This window comes from Brucella pseudogrignonensis (assembly GCF_032190615.1).
Lineage (GTDB): Bacteria > Pseudomonadota > Alphaproteobacteria > Rhizobiales > Rhizobiaceae > Brucella > Brucella pseudogrignonensis_B.
Genome location: NZ_JAVLAT010000001.1, coordinates 2,284,111 through 2,301,500, shown reverse-complemented (window position 1 = coordinate 2,301,500; position 17,390 = coordinate 2,284,111). Strand labels below are relative to the sequence as shown.

Here is a 17,390-nt window from a genome sequence, read left to right as displayed (position 1 = left end):
AACATGGGAGCTAAGAAGCCCAGAAAATAAGGCCTCGGTCCTGATTTGTAATCAGGGGGTCGGGAGTTCGAGTCTCTCTGGGGGCACCACTATTTGTATCTGGTGCGCAGCACAAAAACCCCAGACTTTTACATACTTAAATGAGATGTTATCATTCACAATGATACCAACTTATTAGCATTGAAATATTTCAACTATTGCATTCATAATTATTAAATAATAAGCTTGCATAATATTTCAGATATATTTCGGGGCGAAATCTATCATGTCACAACGGCGAATCTGCATTTCAGTTGCTACACGCAACAGGCCAAACATGCTCTGCATGTTGTTCTCGTCGCTTGCGGCGATTAAAAAGCCAAATAATGCTGATATTTCATTTTTAGTTGTCGAAAATAACGCTTCGCCAACACTTGAAGCGACGATCAATCAATTCCGTACAAATATGCCAAACGATAATATTGAATATGTTGTCGAAGAGGTATTGGGAATATCATCAGCACGTAATCGAGCGCTGAACCATTCAATTGAGCACGGCTTTGATTTTCTGGTTTATGTCGATGACGATGAGTTCGTTGAGCAGGATTGGTTGATTAATCTGTTGGCTGAACGGGATCGTCTTGATCTTGATATTATTGGCTCCCCGGTCAGACCAAAGCCTTTTGACGAAAACCTGACGCTTCTACAAAAGCTTGTTTGGTCGGGGATTGAGCGTAGTGGCTATAAGTCAGAGCGAAAGTGTCGATTAAAATGCGAGGCGGGGCGTAGCGACTCTATTAAAGTTGCCACCGGTAGCTGGATGGGGAAGCTCGATTTCTTCCGAACCACTGGTTTACGCTTTGATTCCCAATTTGGACTAACAGGCGGCGAAGACTGGAATCTGTGGGCAAAAGCGAAATCACTCCATGCCAAAACAGGCTGGGCGTGCGATGCTATCGTCTATGAAACAGTGCCATCATCTCGCCTGACGCTGAGTTATCATTATCGCCGCAATCGTGATCATAACATCACGGAATTTGGTGCCCGTTATCGGGAGAACCCGAACAAAACACTGAAAAAGCTGCCTGTAAAGATTGCAGGACGTGCGGTTAAATTTATCGGTGCAAGTCTTTCCATTCCATTCCGTGGCGGTCAGGGTCTTGTTTCCTCCGCAACAGCACTCGGCGGTTTGGTTGGTCTTTTACAAGGGTGCTTTGGCAAAAATTCCATGCATTATGCCAATACCACCGGCCATTAAATAAAAGCCCCGCAATGCGGGGCTTTTATTTTAATACCAGCCGACGGCAACCTGTGCCTCTTCCGACATACGATCAGCTGACCATGGCGGATCAAAAGTCATCGTCACTTCGACCATCGAAACGCCTTCAACTGCACCGACAGCATTCTCAACCCAGCCCGGCATTTCGCCAGCAACCGGACAACCCGGTGCGGTCAGTGTCATTTCGATTTTGACAGTGCGGTCATCTTCAATGTCGATCTTATAGATCAGACCAAGCTCGTAAATATCCGCTGGAATTTCAGGATCATAAACTGTCTTCAGTGCGCTGATGATGTCATCAGTCAGGCGAAGCAATTCTTCCTGTGGAATAGCAGAGGCGGAGAAAACATACTTATCCCCTGCCGATGCACCTGCATCGTCCATCGCGGTTTCAGTCTGCTCATGAACTTTTTGTTCAATCTCGGTCATCCGAAAAACTTCCTTGCCTTTTCCAAGGCTTCTGCCAATGCATCGACTTCAGCGCGTGTATTATATAGTGCGAATGAAGCACGGCATGTAGAGGTGACGCCAAAACGTTTCAAGAGCGGCTGTGCGCAATGTGTGCCTGCACGCACCGCAACCCCTGCCCGGTCAATCACCATCGAAACGTCATGCGCGTGAATACCTTCCAGCGCAAACGAAATAATAGCGCCCTTGTCCGGCGCATTGCCATAAATGCGTAAGCTATTGATCTTACCCAACTGCTCATTCGCATAGTCGCGCAAGTCTTCTTCATGCGCTGCAATCGCGTGACGGCCGACTTTTTCCATATATTCAAGCGCTGCACAAAGGCCAATTGCCTGAACAATTGGCGGCGTGCCTGCCTCAAAACGATGCGGCGGGTGATTGTAAGTGACGTTTTCTTCCGTCACTTCCTCAATCATTTCGCCACCGCCCTGAAACGGGCGCATCTTTTCGAGCATTTCTGCGCGACCATAAAGAACACCAATGCCGGACGGACCATAGACCTTGTGTCCGGTAAAGACATACCAGTCACAACCAAGATCTTGCACATCGACAGGCATATGCACCGCACCCTGACTGCCATCAACCAGCACCGGAATACCACGCGCATGGGCGAGTTCGACGATCTTTTTGATCGGTGTTACTGTGCCAAGCGCATTGGACATATGAGTAATGGCGACAAGCTTAGTACGCTCGGTCAGGCGCTTTTCAAATTCCTCGATATGGAACACGCCTTCGTCATCAACGGGTGTGAAGACGAGCTTTGCGCCCTGACGTTCTCGAATAAAATGCCATGGCACGATATTGGAATGATGTTCCATAATCGACAGCAGGATTTCATCACCCTCGCCAATCTGTGGCATGCCATAGCCGTAGGCAACCGTATTGATTGCTTCGGTCGCATTTTTGGTGAAGACGACTTCGTCTATCGAACTAGCATTCAGAAAGCGGCGGACTGTTTCGCGCGATTTTTCGTAAGCGTCGGTCGCAGCATTGGAGAGAAAATGCAGACCGCGATGCACATTCGCATATTCATTTGAATAAGCATTGGTGATCGCATCAATGACGCTTTGCGGCTTTTGCGCGGACGCACCATTATCAAGATAAACGAGCGGCTTGCCATGAACCTGCCGCGACAGGATGGGGAAATCTCTGCGGATCGCCTCGACGTCATAGCGCGCTATAAGCGGATTCTTTTGATTCATGATCGTTCCTTCTACCATTGAGGCAGAAAAGGCGGAGTAGATTTTTACTCCGCCTTGTTCAATCAAGCGTGGGCTGAAAGCCAGTTTGAGAGCACTTCTTCCAGTGCCTCTACCAGAGCTTCATTCTCCAGCTCTTCAATGATCTCGGCAATGAATGCCTTGATCAGCAAACCGCGGGCTTCGTTTTCAGGAACGCCGCGTGCCATCAGATAGAAGAGATAGTCTTTGGAAAGCTCAGTCACCGTTGCACCGTGACCGCAAGCAACGTCATCGGCAAAGATTTCAAGCTCAGGCTTTGCATCAAACTCGCCATCATCAGACAGCAGCAGCGTATTGCAGGCCATGCGCGCATCGGTTTTCTGAGCGATCTGTGCGACACGGATCATGCCCTGGAAAACGCCGCGTGCGCGGTCCTTGACCACATTGCGGATGATCTGGGTCGAACGTGTATTCTCAACCAGATGCGCAACCGTCATGGTGATGTCGGTGTGGGAATCGTCAGCCAACAGATTGAGGCCACGGAGTTCAAAATCCGAATCCTCACCTGCAACAGTCAGATGCACTTCCTGACGGATCAGCTTGCCACCGGCATTGACGATGTAAAGCGTGAGCTTCGAACCTGCGCCAATCGTTGCATTAAACTGCGCAAGCTGCGTCGAATGACCGAAATCGCGCAGGATCACCCAGATAACATCAGCACCATCGCCGACAATCACATTGCTTACCGATGTCGAGAAAGCATCGTCCTCGCCGCCTGTCTGGCGCTCGATGATCGTTGCCTTGGCATTCGAGCCAATTTCGACCGGAAAGCGTGTATGCCCCTGCCCGGACTTCTGGATGTTCTGAATTTCAAGCGGGGCTTCAAGCTCAACATCATCAGCAATCGAAACAGCCCAACCATCGCTGACATAGGCAGCATTGATCTGGCCAATCGTGTCGTCAGTGCCACGAACGCTAAGCTGCGGAACGAGCGATCCATCAGAAAGCGCATCACGCACAGCCGTCAGTGTCACGCCTTCGGGAGCCTTGGCGCTCAGTGCGGCACCATTGCTTGCAGCAAGAAGAGTCGAGCCTGCAAGCAATGTTGGAAGCGCGTTCGTTCCAGCCGTCGGATTGAAATCCGGCACGCTTTTCAGCAGCGTGCGGAAATCCGTGTAGTGCCAGCTTTCAATGCGACGCGACGGAAGACCATTGATTTTCAGTTCTTCCAGCGCATTGTCACGCGCAATGACGACATCGCCATTGCCCGGCAACTCGCCCATACGGGTTGCGAAGCTGTCGATAAGCGCGCTTTCAGCGGGTGTCCTTGGTTTTGAGGTCTGGATGTTCATAATCCGCTCCTCAGGCTACTTCGCCGATAATGTCAGCATAGCCGTTTTCTTCAAGGTGATTTGCGAGTGTCTTATCGCCCGACTTGATGACCTGTCCCTTGTAAAGAACATGCACGCTGTCTGGAACGATATAATCAAGCAAACGCTGATAGTGAGTAATCACGATTACGGCGCGGTCTGGCGAACGCAGCGCATTCACGCCATCCGAAACGATCTTCAGCGCATCGATGTCGAGGCCGGAATCGGTTTCGTCGAGAACGCAAAGGCTTGGCTCCAGCAGTTGCATCTGAAGAATTTCAGCACGCTTCTTTTCGCCGCCCGAGAAGCCCACATTCAGCGGACGCTTGAGCATGTTCATATCGATGTTCAGGCCGCCAGCAGCATCCTTCACGCGCTTGATGAATTCAGGAATCTTCAGTTCTGCTTCGCCGCGCGCTTTGCGCTGGCTGTTCATCGCAACTTTCAGGAACTCCATCGTGGCAACGCCTGGGATTTCCATCGGATACTGGAACGCAAGGAAGATGCCCTTGGCAGCGCGTTCAGCAGGATCGAGTTCGAGAATCGACTCGCCGTTGTAAAGAATGTCGCCTTCAGTCACGTCGTAATCGTCGCGGCCTGCAAGGATATAGGACAATGTCGATTTGCCAGAGCCATTCGGGCCCATAATAGCGGCAACTTCGCCCTTGTTTACAGTGAGGTTCAGACCACGGATGATTTCTGTATCCGTGTCAGCGATCTTTGCATGAAGGTTGATGATCTCAAGCATGGGTATAAACCTTGTCTCTCAGCGCAGCCTCAGCGAGGGACTGCTTATGCCAGTTAAAGGGCTGGCCAGAAAATCGGATGCGGTAAGGCAGTAAAGCGCGTCGGATTAACCGACGCTGCCTTCAAGCGAAATGCCAATAAGCTTCTGTGCTTCGACAGCAAATTCCATTGGCAGTTCCTGAATGACTTCCTTCACAAAACCATTGACGATGAGGGCGATAGCCTCCTCTTCCGGGATACCGCGCTGCATAACGTAGAACAGCTGATCTTCGGAAATCTTGGAGGTGGTTGCCTCGTGCTCAAACTGTGCCGTGGCGTTTTTCGCCTCGATGTAGGGTACAGTATGCGCGCCGCAATCATTGCCGATCAGCAGCGAGTCGCACTGGGTGAAGTTACGGGCATTCTCGGCCTTGCGATGCGCAGAAACCTGTCCGCGATAGGTATTGTTGGAGTTGCCTGCCGAAATACCCTTGGAGATGATGCGGCTCGACGTGTTCTTGCCAAGGTGAATCATCTTGGTGCCACTGTCGATCTGCTGATAACCGTTGGAAACGGCAATCGAGTAGAACTCACCACGCGAATTGTCGCCACGCAGAATGCAGGACGGATATTTCCATGTTACCGCAGAGCCGGTTTCAACCTGCGTCCATGAAATCTTGGAATTATCGCCACGGCAATCGCCACGCTTGGTCACGAAATTGTAGATGCCGCCCTTGCCGTTGCTGTCACCCGGATACCAGTTCTGAACAGTCGAGTACTTGATCTCAGCATTTTCAAGCGCAACCAGTTCAACAACAGCTGCATGGAGCTGATTTTCATCACGCTGTGGTGCAGTGCAGCCTTCGAGATAGGAGACGTAAGCGCCCTCTTCCGCGATGATCAGCGTGCGTTCAAACTGACCCGTATTCTTTTCGTTGATACGGAAATAGGTCGAAAGCTCCATCGGGCAGCGAACGCCCTTTGGCACATAGACAAACGAACCATCGGTGAAGACAGCAGAATTCAGTGTCGCGTAATAATTGTCCGAAACAGGAACAACCGAAGCGAGATACTTCTGAACCAGTTCAGGATGCTCGCGAATGGCTTCCGAGATCGAGCAGAAGATCACGCCAGCTTTGGCGAGCTCTGCCTTGAAGGTCGTGACAACCGAAACACTGTCGAAAACGGCATCAACAGCCACGCGGCCAGATGCATAGACATTGTCCGATGGATTGCCGTCGATTTCGCTTGGATCGCCCTGCTTGCGCACGCCAGCAAGGATTTCCTGTTCGCGCAGCGGAATACCGAGCTTTTCATAGGTGCGAAGTAGCTCCGGATCGACTTCATCCAGCGACTTCGGACCGGTCTGATTCTTCGGGGCTGCATAATAATAAAGATCCTGAAAGTCGATCTTTGGATATTCGACGCGCGCCCACGTTGGCTCTTCCATGGTAAGCCAGCGTTCATAGGCTTTCAAACGCCACTCCAGCATCCATTCCGGCTCGTCTTTTTTAGCAGAAATGAAGCGAATGATGTCTTCGTTCAGACCCTTCGGGGCCTTCTCGGATTCGATAGTTGTCTCAAATCCGTACTTATACTGGTCCACGTCCAAGCCGCGAACCTGATCAATGGTCTCCTGCACTGCAGGCATTGGCGTTCTCCATCCTCGTCGAATTCAAGGTTCGACAGTTGCAAACGTCAGGGCGATGATAGCCGTTATCGTCGCCACAATATAGTGTGCGTGACGCTTCTTTAAAACCTTTCTAAACTCAATTTCAAGCCCAGCTTTAAATTTGCCAGTAAAATTCAAGAATAATTTACAGCTTACGCCTGATTCTGCTTTTAACTGGGTCTGGAACGCTCGTGACGGGCGACGATTTTGCGCAAAACGTCCAGGAACTGATCAACAGATTCTGCCGAGGCTTCTGGCTCAAGTGACACGCGGATCGCGCCGGGACCATCTTCATGCCCCATAGCGGCCAGCACGTGGCTCGGCCCCACCTTGCCCGACGAACACGCTGAGCCCGCCGACAAAGCTATGCCGCCAAGATCAAATGCGATCTGGACGGTCTCAGCCTTTTGCCCGTCGAGCGAGAAAAACGTCGTGTTTGGCAGACGATCAACTTCTTTGCCATGGATTGTGGCATCGGGTGTTATTTCCATAAGCCCGGCTTCCAGTCTGTCACGCAATTGCGAAGACCAGCCATCGCCGTTCAGTCGTTCCGCCGCAACGTCAGCTGCTCTCCCAAAGCCCGCAATAAGTGGCAGCGCCTCGGTGCCAGCCCGATGACCCTTTTCCTGACCGCCACCGCGCACCAGTGCTTTTGGCATCATCAGATCAGAAATTGCGATAACCGCACCCACACCCTTCGGCCCACCAATCTTGTGTGATGAGATTATTAAGTAATCACCGCAATTATCTGTAATATCTAATTTAATACGTCCTGCTGCCTGCACAGCGTCAACGACGAATATACCGCCTGACGCTTTGACAATTGCTGCAATATCGCGGATTGGCTGGATCACGCCAGTTTCATTGTTTGCTGCCTGAACGGCAACGAGCGGCAAGCCTGCGCTTTTGTCGTGAGCTTTTAAGGCCTGTTCTAAAGCTTCAAGACGCAGGATACCGTTTTCATCAACGGGAATAACGGAGATGTTTTCTGGCAAGAACTGCCCACCGGCCAGCATGCAAGGATGCTCGGTAGCGCTGATATAAAGATGTGACAGACGCACGGGGGAGCGGCCCATCATATAAACTGGTGTCAGGAGTGTGGATCCGGCTTCAGTCGCGCCCGATGTGAAAAATACATGGTCCGACTTAGCATTTACAAGCGCTGCCACACTGCGCCGCGCCGATTCGACCAATGCACGTGCGGCTCGTCCTTCACGATGCACTGATGACGGGTTGCCGGTAATGCCTAATGCATCGATGACCGCATTGCGTGCTTCATCAAGCAATGGCGCACTGGCATTATAGTCCAGATAGAGCCTCTTGCCGGTTCCGATCACCGATACTATCTCCTAAGCGAAGCCTTTACGTGGCGATAAGCGCAATTTTCTTGAATTTTCAGTCAGGAAAAGCCTATTAAGCCACATCAGGTACTGAACTATGGTCCAGTCTAACGAAATTTCAAATTGGTTCTAGAAGCGGCGCACTGCCACGTCAAGTTCGCCACTTGAGAGCCGATCTTCCGATCACTAGCGGAGTACACATGCCAGAAGTCATTTTCAACGGCCCAGCCGGACGCCTTGAAGGCCGTTATCAGCCTTCACGCGAAAAGAACGCACCAATAGCGCTTATCCTGCATCCGCACCCGCAGTTCGGTGGAACCATGAACAACAAGATCGTTTATGATCTGTTCTACATGTTTCAACAGCGCGGTTTTACGACGCTTCGCTTCAATTTCCGTGGCATTGGCCGCAGTCAGGGCGAGTTCGACCACGGCGCTGGCGAACTGTCAGATGCGGCAAGCGCCCTTGACTGGGTTCAGGCTTTGCATCCAGATTCCAAGAATTGCTGGGTTGCCGGTTATTCGTTTGGTTCATGGATCGGTATGCAGCTTCTGATGCGCCGCCCGGAAATCGAGGGCTTCATCTCAGTCGCTCCGCAGCCAAACACCTATGACTTCGCGTTCCTCGCACCTTGCCCTTCATCGGGTCTGATCATTCACGGTGATCAGGACAAGGTTGCACCTCCAAAGGACGTGCAGGTGCTTGTCGACAAGCTTAAGACACAGAAGGGGATCACGATCACCCAGAACACAATGCCGGGTGCGAACCACTTCTTCACCGGACAGGGTGATCTTCTGATCGATGAGTGCTCGGAATATCTGGATCGTCGCCTTGCTGGCGAACTGGTTGAAGTCCGCCAGAAGCGTCTGCGTTAAACGCTTTATAGTTTGACTTGATGAAAGCCCGGTGTGTTTGATCGCCGGGCTTTTATTGTGGCGGAAGAACCAGAACCCCGCCCGACACAGGCTTATCGCAACCCGTTGTGGTTGGATATGTCAGTGGAAGCCCACGCATGGATCGCACAGCCAGATAGGCCCATGCTTCCGCTTCCATTGCATCGCCATCGATACCAACATTGTCGGCGTCAACGACACGAGCGCCTTCGTGTTCAGTCAACGCACTCAGCTCAGACATAATGGCCGCATTCTTACGTCCGCCGCCGCTCACCACATAAGTACGGGGCTGTGACGGCAAATGCGATGCAGAACGCAGAATGGAGGCTGCACTCACATATGCGAGTGTGCGTGCACCTGTAGCTAAATCCACAGTATCTTTTGCCGGAACGATAAAATCGCCACGATCCAGCGATCGGCGATGATTCCCTTTGAAAAACGCGTGATCGAGATAACGAGCGGCCAGAGCATCATCAACGACACCGCTCATTGCTGTGATACCGCCCGGGTCATAGCTGCCCCGCTCATGCAGTTCCATCCATTGATCAATCAGCATGTTGCCCGGCCCGCTATCATAGGCCATCAGCCTGCCTGCTTCGTCGACATAAGTGAGGTTGGATATGCCGCCGATATTGACGAAGACGACCGGCCCTTCAAGACCTGAAGGCAAGTTGGCAGCGAGAGCCGCATGATAGGCCGGGATCAACGGGGCACCCTCACCACTATTCCGCATATCCTCTGCGCGCATGTCATAAACAACAGGAATGCCGGTTTCTGCGGCAAGCAATGCTCCATCGCCGATCTGAACGGTGAGCGCCTCGCGCGGGCGATGCAGTACGGTCTGACCATGGAACCCGATCACATCAATATCTTTCGGGTCCAATGAATTCTCATAGAGAAAATCCTGAACGGCAATCGCATGAAGAAGGGTTTGATCATGTTCAAGTTGTCTGAGAACGCCAGGACGCTCACTGCGATCACTGATACTAAGCGCATCAATAAGAGCTGCCTTCAACCGTGCGCGAAATCCATCAGAATAAGAAACTGCACTAGATGGTCCGCGTTCGACCAAACTCTCGCCATCGGTGGTGACAAGCGCGATATCGATACCATCCATCGACGTGCCGCTCATCAACCCAATTGCGCGTTTCAAATCGGCCATATCGGACTTTCCTTGTTATTTTTGCATGAATAATGCTAAAGGCAAAATATCATAAGGCAGTAAGCACTTGATTACTGTTAATTTCATTCTCGCCTAATCAGTCAGGAAAAGGGCATGTCCGGTTTTAAATCCGATTTTCTTCGCACGCTTTCCGAGCGCGGCTTTATTCATCAGATGTCTGATGAAAGCGGCCTCGACGAATTGTTGGTTAAGGAAACCGTGACAGCCTATATCGGCTTTGATCCGACAGCGCCAAGCCTGCATGCAGGCGGCCTGATTCAGATCATGATGCTGCATTGGCTGCAACATACAGGCCATCGCGCTGTAGCCCTTATGGGTGGCGGCACAGGCATGGTTGGCGATCCATCCTTCAAGGATGAAGCACGCAAGCTTATGACCGAAGATACCATTGCCGATAATATCGCCGGTATCAAACGCGTCTTCGCAAACTACCTGACTTTCGGCAACGGTCCGAAAGACGCGCTGATGGTCAACAATGCTGACTGGCTGCGCGATATCAATTATCTCGAATTCCTGCGCGATGTTGGCCGTCATTTCTCGGTTAACCGCATGTTGTCGTTTGATTCTGTCAAAACACGCCTGGATCGTGAACAGTCGCTTTCGTTCCTCGAATTTAACTACATGATTCTTCAGGCCTATGACTTCGTTGAGCTTAACAAACGTTATGGCGTACGCCTTCAGATGGGCGGCTCCGATCAGTGGGGCAATATCATCAACGGTATCGATCTCGGTCACCGTATGGGTACGCCACAGCTCTACGCCCTCACCTCGCCATTGCTGACCACAGCTTCTGGCCAGAAGATGGGCAAGTCGCTGGGCGGTGCGATCTGGCTAAACGCAGATATGCTCAGTGCCTATGACTTCTGGCAGTATTGGCGCAATACAGAAGATGCAGACGTCGAACGCTTCCTGAAGCTCTACACAACGCTGCCACTGGATGAGATCGCTAAGCTGGCAGCTCTCGGTGGCTCTGAAATCAACGAGGCGAAGAAAATCCTCGCCACCGAGATTACCGCAATTCTACATGGTCGCGATACAGCCGAAGAAGCCGCTGATACCGCTCGCAAAACGTTTGAGGACGGTGAACTTTCTGAAAATCTTCCGACCGTTGGCGTGCACAAAGCGACACTCAATGATGGCATCGGTGTGCTTGCATTGATGGTGCTTGCTGAACTTTGCGCCACCAATGGCGAAGCACGTCGTCACATTGAAGGCGGCGCAGTTCGCATTAATGATGAAGTTGTGACCGACCCTCGTTTGTCGATCAATGCATCAGCACTTAACGATCAAGGCGTTATCAAAGTTTCGCTTGGCAAGAAGCGTCACGTGCTGATCCGTCCTGCTTAATTGGATAAAATTCACGTAAAAAAAGCCCGGCTGAGCCGGGCTTTTTTGTTATCCATCAAAACTCAAAGATCGAACGAAAAATACCGGGAGCAATAATTGAAATCGGGTTGACAATTACTTGTGGCGCTTTAGCGGTACCTTCAAGCTTGAACGTTATACCCAAAAGACCGCGATCACGTCCGTTGCCCAAAAGCGCGCCAAAGATCGGTACTTCACCGAAGATCCGGTTCACGCCATAAGCAGGCATGAATGTGCCGGTCATCGACATATTTCCCTGCGGATCATAAAGAGTGCCCTGAAACGTTGCCCCAACGGTTGGCGATCGAAGAACGCCCTTCGAAAGCTTCAAATATCCTGTGCCTTTTTCTATCAAAGAGAAGCCGCGCTCCACATCAACTCGGGATACGTCGATATCACGTTTAACGGCCTGATTGAGGCTTGTGCCACCTGTTGATGGCGAAGAAGAAACAATTTTTGCAAGGCGAGGCTCGTTGATGATCGAAAAGTTTCTGGCATCAATCTGACCGCTCAACGGACCATTGCCCTGGCCCGCCAAGCCAACTGTAATTTTTCCGCCCCGCATCTTATCGTAGAAATCAAAGAAACGAAGGATCGCGCCAGCATCATTGGACTGCAAAGACACAGAACGCGCATCGCCCTGATCATTATTAGTGGCGACAAATGACTCCCCAGAAGACGTCTGGGCGTTTACGGACACACCAGAGATTTTGCTTCCAGCACTTTCATAAGAAACGGCAACATTGCGCAGGGTCTCATCATTAAACCCTGTAACCTGATCAATCTGCGCGCTTACAACAACGCGTGTAGTGTTGCCTTTGGAGCCACCAGTTTTCTTACCTACATCAGAAAATTGCTTGATCAGCGATCGTGCATCAAACTTAGAACCGCTGACATTCACGCGGTATCCACCCGTTCCCTTAGTGGCCTTTATGGAGAGCCTATCAGAACGATTAAGCCGCACATCAGTTAAATCTGCCGACTGTAGGTCGCCACCGGCAATAGAGAAGCTACCCTTTGCGCCAAATGCATCACCAGTCAGCACGAGGTTGCGAATGTCGATCTTGCCATCACTGCCAGTGCTTTTAACGAGATCGAACTCTGCTTTGGACGCTATACCGCTGCCCTTACGCCAACCGAGCCAAGGTAAGTCAACCTGAGTTTTGTCAAGGTTCGCCACCACATGTCGTTTGCCATTTTCTTCCATTCCAAGATCAATCGAAATTGGCCCTGAGAAGACGTCCTTTAAGCCCGGCAGCACTTTATCACGCGACTTGTCGTCGATTTCGAGTCGAACTTGCTGGTCGCGCTTTGCTGGCCCTGAACGATCAACAGGCTCGGTCATTGTGATTTTGGCAGGAATACCATCAAGCTTTGCATCAGCAGTAATTATCGCAGCTGTCTGATCAACCTTTATATTTCCATCAGCATCAGTAACCTTTGATCCACCAACAGGTTTGCCTATAGAGAGGTTTTTAAAGCCGATATCAGCTTCCCACTTGAGAGTTCCGGGTGGCGGATCTTTCGACACTGCAAAACTGACTTTAACGCGCGATTTAACGTCGCCAGTGACATCCTGCGGCAGGAAAGGCACGTTTTTAAGAACATCAATCGGCTTTTTCCCAGCGATTTCTGCAATAGCGGCTGCTTGTCCCGACACCAGTAGATCAAGATTTGCAATAACCGGACGCTGCGGTCCCCAGGGAATAAACAACGTACCTTCAGAAACATCTGCCTGTCGGTTATCAGGCGTGTAAGCAACGCCCTTATCAAGCTTGATGGTCGTACGTGCACCACGAACGCTCACTGTTCCGTTGACATCGCGAACAGGTGGCAATTCACCAATAACATCAAAACGCGTCTGTTCGACATTAAAATCAGCTTTTATTTCTTCGTCCGTCAGCGGTGGAGGAAGCCCGGGCCCATTAAAGCGACCACCTGCCAAAGAAATTTCGATGCGGCTATCTGTCAGGCGACCACCAAAAAGATTCTTCAATACCCAGGCACGTGCGCCGTCAGCAACGTCAATAGGCCAAAGATGCTTTGCATCGGCGACAGGCATTTCCGGAATGCGCAGCATGAAAATCATTTCCGGCGAACCGCTCCCGAAACCAATACTGCCCTGGCCATAGAGTTCGCCGCTTGCGGTTTGAACATCGAGATTTGAGAACTGGATTCGCTGCTGTTTTGATAGGAAACTTCCAGCAATTCGCACACCAAACGAAAGTGGTGGATCACTCGATTCGGCTGGCATGCTGATCGCAGAAGTTGTCAGTATTTCAAAGCGGTAACTAGGATCAGAAACTGCATCCTGAGCCTGAAAATCTGGTCCAAAAGCGCCATTGAACTGAGCCTGCAACCCACCCAGCTGGACACGCGACGGCAACACTTCAATCTTCTGACTACCAACGGAATGCTCCAGCCTCAGCACAGCCGATCCACGCACATCCTCAACACGTCCAAGCTGCATGTCGATGCCATCAACGGCTAACTCTGCGCCAATTGTATCCGGTTCTTCAGCATGAGCCGTTTTTCCCGAGAGCGTGAGACTTGCATTACCTTTGAGTTCAAAATGGGCGGGATTAACCCGATTGCCATCAATTATTGGTGCGACCGCTGCAGACGAACCCAGATCGAGAGGAATATTACTGATATTGACCTTGAATGAATCAAGTTCGTTATCTTCACCCTTGCGATCGATGTTCCCGTCAACAGCAATTATCTTGCCGTTCCATACAACAGTTCCATCCAGCTTGATGCGGCCTGCATCTTCAATCAGTCGCAGCTTTCTGATTTCTATGCTCTGCTGCTCATCCCCAGCCTTAAACCGCACCGTTGTATTCATCAGGCTCAGAGCCTTTGTATTCTGGTCATGTAACAGTTCAAGATTTCGGCGCATCGCAGAAAAAAGATCATCCGAAAGCACATCAAAATCTACAAAACCGCGCTTGTCATAAGGCAGAGACTTCCAAAACCCTGCTCCTTCCTGTTCAGGCAAATCAAACGCCGCGCCATCAATTTCCAATTCCGCAACCCGCACATTGCCGGTCAAAAGCGGAAGCGGCGCAAGCCCCAAGCGTACCGACTTAATATTCTGGATTTCGATGCGCTGCCCGGGATCAGAAATTGACACATCACGGGCCTCTAAGGCCACCAGGCTATTCTGATCTAGCGAAAATCCAGCACTCCCAATTGAAGCAGATGCCCGATCACCGAGTAAACGAGTCAAATTTTTCTGAGCTTCTTCGCGGAGCATATTGCTGGTCACGCCACCACGCAAAATAACAAAACCAACTCCGCCGATCAGAACAAGTGCGATACATAGCGACAGAACAGCGTGAGAGCACAACGAAAAAAATGAGCGTTTACGACGCCCGATTACGAACACGCCTCCATCATCTCCGTCAGCCGCCAGGCGCACGATTCTCTTCATCTCGCGCTTGGAAAAGCGTATTTTGTGCTCTTTCTCAGTCAATATTCCAGCCGACCACCTGATTTCTCTATTTAAACCATCTCATGAAAGGAATCATGAGAACTCGATAATATACTGTTTTTGTTAGCCTAAGTTCGATCAGCAAACCGACGTTGCACTTCTTTAGCATCTCCCTAAAGATACACACTTCGCTGCCTGAGTTACGCTACGTTGCACAAGACTGATACGAATGCGATAGCTTTAAGTGTAACAGGCAGTTTCTCCGTATATCCACAAAAGAAAGGCTTAGATATGGCTCGTCCCCAAGTTGGAGATCTCGCACCGGACTTCACTTTGCCCTCTGATAATGACAGCATTAATCTGTCGTCTCTCAAAGGAAACCCAGTCGTTCTTTATTTCTACCCAAAGGATGATACTTCTGGCTGCACAAAAGAAGCCATAGCATTTTCTCAGCTCAAGCCTGAGTTCGACAAGCTGAATGTACGTGTCATTGGTCTATCGCCGGATAGCGCGGATAAACATGCGAAATTTCGCAAAAAGCACGAGTTGACCGTCGATCTGGCCGCAGATGAAGACAAGACAGTGCTTGAAGCTTACGGTGTCTGGCTCGAAAAGAGCATGTATGGCCGCAAATATATGGGCGTCGAAAGAACTACGTTTCTGATCGATGCAGAAGGTCGTGTTGCTAAGGTCTGGGAAAAAGTAAAAGTCGATGGCCATGCGCAAGCCGTACTCGAGGCTGCACGCGCACTTTGATCAAACAATAAGGGCAATACCGGTAATGTGATTGCCCTTTTTCATTCTCGTTTAAGCAGGCATTGCGAAAGCTTCGGAAAAGCTTTGTTAACCATGATAAGATGCAATAGAATCAAATATCTGGGATGCAAAGACGACCAGCATGATAAAAAAGTGGAACAAACCAGGAAACGACGGATGCAATGGGCATCTGAATAATCCTGCCGCTTGGCCCTGGTCCACGAAATGGGTACGAACGTCAATTTTTGGTGCGGTAGCTTTCGTTGTTGCTGTGGGGGGCGGAGTTTATACGACGTTCGAAAAGCTTACTGAAAAGCCACAACAATCAAATAGCAAGCTCGCATCGATATTCAAAAAACAAGCGGTATTGCAGCCATTACCTGAGATGCCAACCGAACCTCTTCCGGGTATCTCTGTTCAGCCAGACCGTTTGACGCCGGAAGATGCGCTGACAATTCAGAAAATCGACATGATCATCACTGGCCCACGCACACACAAGAACCGCCCGATTGTAGAGCGCGCCGCATCAAAAGACTCCTGAGTGTTCCGAGAATAAGCTGCATAAAAAACCCGGCATATAGCCGGGTTTTTAGCATCTTTATCAATACGAAGATCAATCAATGTCTTCGATTAGCTCAGCCCCACCATGAATGCGGTGCGCAAGAGCGGCTTCCATGAATGGGGTAACAGCACCATCAAGCACTTCCTGCGGGTTGGTGCTTTCAACACCGGTACGCAGATCCTTGACGAGCTGATAAGGTTGCAAGACGTAAGAGCGGATCTGATGTCCCCAACCAATATCAGTTTTACTGGCATTGGCGGCGTCAGTCGCTTCTTCGCGCTTCTTCAGCTCTTCCTCGTAAAGACGGGCACGGAGCATAGCCCAGGCTTTTTCACGGTTTTTGTGCTGCGAACGTTCTGCCTGACACTGTACGACAATGCCTGAAGCAATGTGTGTAATGCGGACTGCCGAGTCAGTTGTGTTGACGTGCTGACCGCCTGCACCGGAGGCGCGATAGGTATCGATGCGAACATCTGCTTCTGTTACCTGCACATCAATATTGTCATCGATGACCGGATAAACCCAGATACTTGCAAAGGATGTATGACGACGCGCATTCGAATCGTAAGGCGAAATACGGACGAGACGATGAACGCCGGATTCCGTCTTTGCCATGCCATAGGAATTATGACCCTTGATGAGGATCGACGCCGACTTGATGCCTGCTTCTTCGCCGTAATGCACTTCCATGACTTCGACTTTGCGTCCGCTGCGCTCTGCCCAACGCGTATACATACGCAAAAGCATTGACGCCCAATCCTGACTTTCCGTGCCGCCTGCGCCAGCATGGACTTCAAGATAGGTGTCATTCGCATCAGCCTCGCCTGAAAGCAGCATGTCGATCTGTCGACTATCGACTTCCTTCTTCAGATCGCGAATGGTGTTTTCAGCATCAGCAATGATCGACTTATCGCCTTCCTCTTCGCCCATGGCGATGAGTTCGATACTGTCATTGAGTGTCTGTCTAAGTGTATTGATGCCGTTGATGCTATCTTCCAGCTGCTGGCGCTCACGCATCAGCTTCTGGGCTTCCTGTGCATCATTCCAAAGGGTAGGATCTTCAGCTCTCTGGTTCAGATAGCCCAGACGTTTAATTGCCTGATCCCAGTCAAAGATGCCTCCTCAGCAGGCTTATGGCCTGCTGGATTTCGTCAACCAGCGTCTCGATTTCCGCGCGCATGGG

The 17,390-nt window shown here is 50.6% G+C and carries 14 protein-coding genes; 5 read left to right on the top strand and 9 right to left on the bottom strand.

All coding sequences use genetic code 11. From position 1 onward, the window contains the following. Positions 1 to 265 precede the first annotated feature (265 nt). Positions 266 to 1,237, top strand: coding sequence for a glycosyltransferase family A protein (locus RI570_RS11150; RefSeq protein WP_313828469.1), 972 nt, complete (start codon positions 266 to 268; stop codon positions 1,235 to 1,237). A gap of 30 nt (positions 1,238 to 1,267) precedes the next feature. Here RI570_RS11150 and RI570_RS11145 read toward each other — a convergent pair whose 3' ends face one another. From RI570_RS11145 to RI570_RS11120, 6 genes are all read right to left on the bottom strand, one after another. Next, positions 1,268 to 1,687 (bottom strand): SUF system Fe-S cluster assembly protein, encoded by a 420-nt coding sequence (locus RI570_RS11145; RefSeq protein ID WP_313828468.1) that lies wholly within the window; start codon positions 1,685 to 1,687, stop codon positions 1,268 to 1,270. Further along, positions 1,684 to 2,928: a cysteine desulfurase gene (locus RI570_RS11140; protein WP_313828467.1), complete on the bottom strand. Its 1,245-nt coding sequence runs from the start codon at positions 2,926 to 2,928 to the stop codon at positions 1,684 to 1,686. The genes RI570_RS11145 and RI570_RS11140 overlap by 4 nt, the downstream gene beginning before the upstream one ends. Positions 2,929 to 2,990: 62 nt before the next feature. Continuing rightward, positions 2,991 to 4,259: a Fe-S cluster assembly protein SufD gene (gene sufD / locus RI570_RS11135; RefSeq protein WP_313828466.1), complete on the bottom strand. Its 1,269-nt coding sequence runs from the start codon at positions 4,257 to 4,259 to the stop codon at positions 2,991 to 2,993. 10 nt (positions 4,260 to 4,269) lie between these two features. Beyond that, on the bottom strand, positions 4,270 to 5,025 hold the full coding sequence (gene sufC, locus RI570_RS11130) for a Fe-S cluster assembly ATPase SufC (protein WP_313828465.1): 756 nt from the start codon (positions 5,023 to 5,025) through the stop codon (positions 4,270 to 4,272). Between the two features lie 105 nt (positions 5,026 to 5,130). Beyond that, positions 5,131 to 6,654: a Fe-S cluster assembly protein SufB gene (sufB, locus tag RI570_RS11125; protein WP_313828464.1), complete on the bottom strand. Its 1,524-nt coding sequence runs from the start codon at positions 6,652 to 6,654 to the stop codon at positions 5,131 to 5,133. Positions 6,655 to 6,845: 191 nt separating this feature from the next. Further along, a complete protein-coding gene (locus RI570_RS11120) occupies positions 6,846 to 8,012 on the bottom strand; it encodes a cysteine desulfurase family protein (protein ID WP_313828463.1) in 1,167 nt (388 codons plus the stop codon). 203 nt (positions 8,013 to 8,215) lie between these two features. On the opposite strand from RI570_RS11120, the gene RI570_RS11115 reads away from it, so the two are divergent. Beyond that, a complete protein-coding gene (locus RI570_RS11115) occupies positions 8,216 to 8,890 on the top strand; it encodes an alpha/beta hydrolase (RefSeq protein WP_250039775.1) in 675 nt (224 codons plus the stop codon). Between the two features lie 52 nt (positions 8,891 to 8,942). Here the strand turns inward: RI570_RS11115 and RI570_RS11110 are convergent, their stop codons facing one another. Continuing rightward, the gene (locus tag RI570_RS11110; protein WP_313828462.1) at positions 8,943 to 10,070 is read right to left on the bottom strand and encodes an anhydro-N-acetylmuramic acid kinase; all 1,128 of its coding nucleotides are present in this window, start codon (positions 10,068 to 10,070) and stop codon (positions 8,943 to 8,945) included. Positions 10,071 to 10,184: 114 nt separating this feature from the next. Here RI570_RS11110 and tyrS point away from each other — a divergent pair, with 114 nt between their 5' ends. Continuing rightward, a complete protein-coding gene (gene tyrS / locus RI570_RS11105; RefSeq protein WP_313828461.1) occupies positions 10,185 to 11,438 on the top strand; it encodes a tyrosine--tRNA ligase in 1,254 nt (417 codons plus the stop codon). 55 nt (positions 11,439 to 11,493) lie between these two features. On the opposite strand, the gene RI570_RS11100 is transcribed toward tyrS, so the two are convergent. Beyond that, entirely contained in the window at positions 11,494 to 14,889 is a 3,396-nt protein-coding gene (locus RI570_RS11100; protein WP_313828460.1) for a DUF3971 domain-containing protein, read from the bottom strand. Between the two features lie 291 nt (positions 14,890 to 15,180). Here RI570_RS11100 and bcp point away from each other — a divergent pair, with 291 nt between their 5' ends. Together bcp and RI570_RS11090 are read left to right on the top strand one after the other, a co-directional pair. Beyond that, positions 15,181 to 15,645, top strand: coding sequence for a thioredoxin-dependent thiol peroxidase (gene bcp / locus RI570_RS11095; RefSeq protein WP_313828459.1), 465 nt, complete (start codon positions 15,181 to 15,183; stop codon positions 15,643 to 15,645). Between the two features lie 385 nt (positions 15,646 to 16,030). Further along, positions 16,031 to 16,186 carry a hypothetical protein gene (locus RI570_RS11090; RefSeq protein WP_313828458.1) on the top strand — a complete coding sequence of 52 codons (156 nt, stop codon included), beginning with the start codon at positions 16,031 to 16,033 and terminating at the stop codon, positions 16,184 to 16,186. Between the two features lie 72 nt (positions 16,187 to 16,258). Here RI570_RS11090 and prfB read toward each other — a convergent pair. Continuing rightward, positions 16,259 to 17,387 (bottom strand): peptide chain release factor 2 gene (gene prfB, locus RI570_RS11085; RefSeq protein WP_313828457.1). Its coding sequence is split into 2 segments (ribosomal slippage): positions 16,259 to 17,317 and positions 17,319 to 17,387, totalling 1,128 coding nucleotides; the frame shifts between segments, so codons are not numbered across the junction. Between the last annotated feature and the right edge of the window lie 3 nt (positions 17,388 to 17,390).

Bases quoted from the DNA above. Each gene is read 5' to 3' on its own strand.
- RI570_RS11150 (WP_313828469.1), top strand. From the start codon at position 266: ATGTCACAACGGCGAATCTGCATTTCAGTTGCTACACGCAACAGGCCA.
- RI570_RS11145 (WP_313828468.1), bottom strand. From the start codon at position 1,687: ATGACCGAGATTGAACAAAAAGTTCATGAGCAGACTGAAACCGCGATG.
- RI570_RS11140 (WP_313828467.1), bottom strand. From the start codon at position 2,928: ATGAATCAAAAGAATCCGCTTATAGCGCGCTATGACGTCGAGGCGATC.
- sufD (WP_313828466.1), bottom strand. From the start codon at position 4,259: ATGAACATCCAGACCTCAAAACCAAGGACACCCGCTGAAAGCGCGCTT.
- sufC (WP_313828465.1), bottom strand. From the start codon at position 5,025: ATGCTTGAGATCATCAACCTTCATGCAAAGATCGCTGACACGGATACA.
- sufB (WP_313828464.1), bottom strand. From the start codon at position 6,654: ATGCCTGCAGTGCAGGAGACCATTGATCAGGTTCGCGGCTTGGACGTG.
- RI570_RS11115 (WP_250039775.1), top strand. From the start codon at position 8,216: ATGCCAGAAGTCATTTTCAACGGCCCAGCCGGACGCCTTGAAGGCCGT.
- RI570_RS11110 (WP_313828462.1), bottom strand. From the start codon at position 10,070: ATGGCCGATTTGAAACGCGCAATTGGGTTGATGAGCGGCACGTCGATG.
- tyrS (WP_313828461.1), top strand. From the start codon at position 10,185: ATGTCCGGTTTTAAATCCGATTTTCTTCGCACGCTTTCCGAGCGCGGC.
- RI570_RS11100 (WP_313828460.1), bottom strand. From the start codon at position 14,889: ATGAAGAGAATCGTGCGCCTGGCGGCTGACGGAGATGATGGAGGCGTG.
- bcp (WP_313828459.1), top strand. From the start codon at position 15,181: ATGGCTCGTCCCCAAGTTGGAGATCTCGCACCGGACTTCACTTTGCCC.
- RI570_RS11090 (WP_313828458.1), top strand. From the start codon at position 16,031: ATGCCAACCGAACCTCTTCCGGGTATCTCTGTTCAGCCAGACCGTTTG.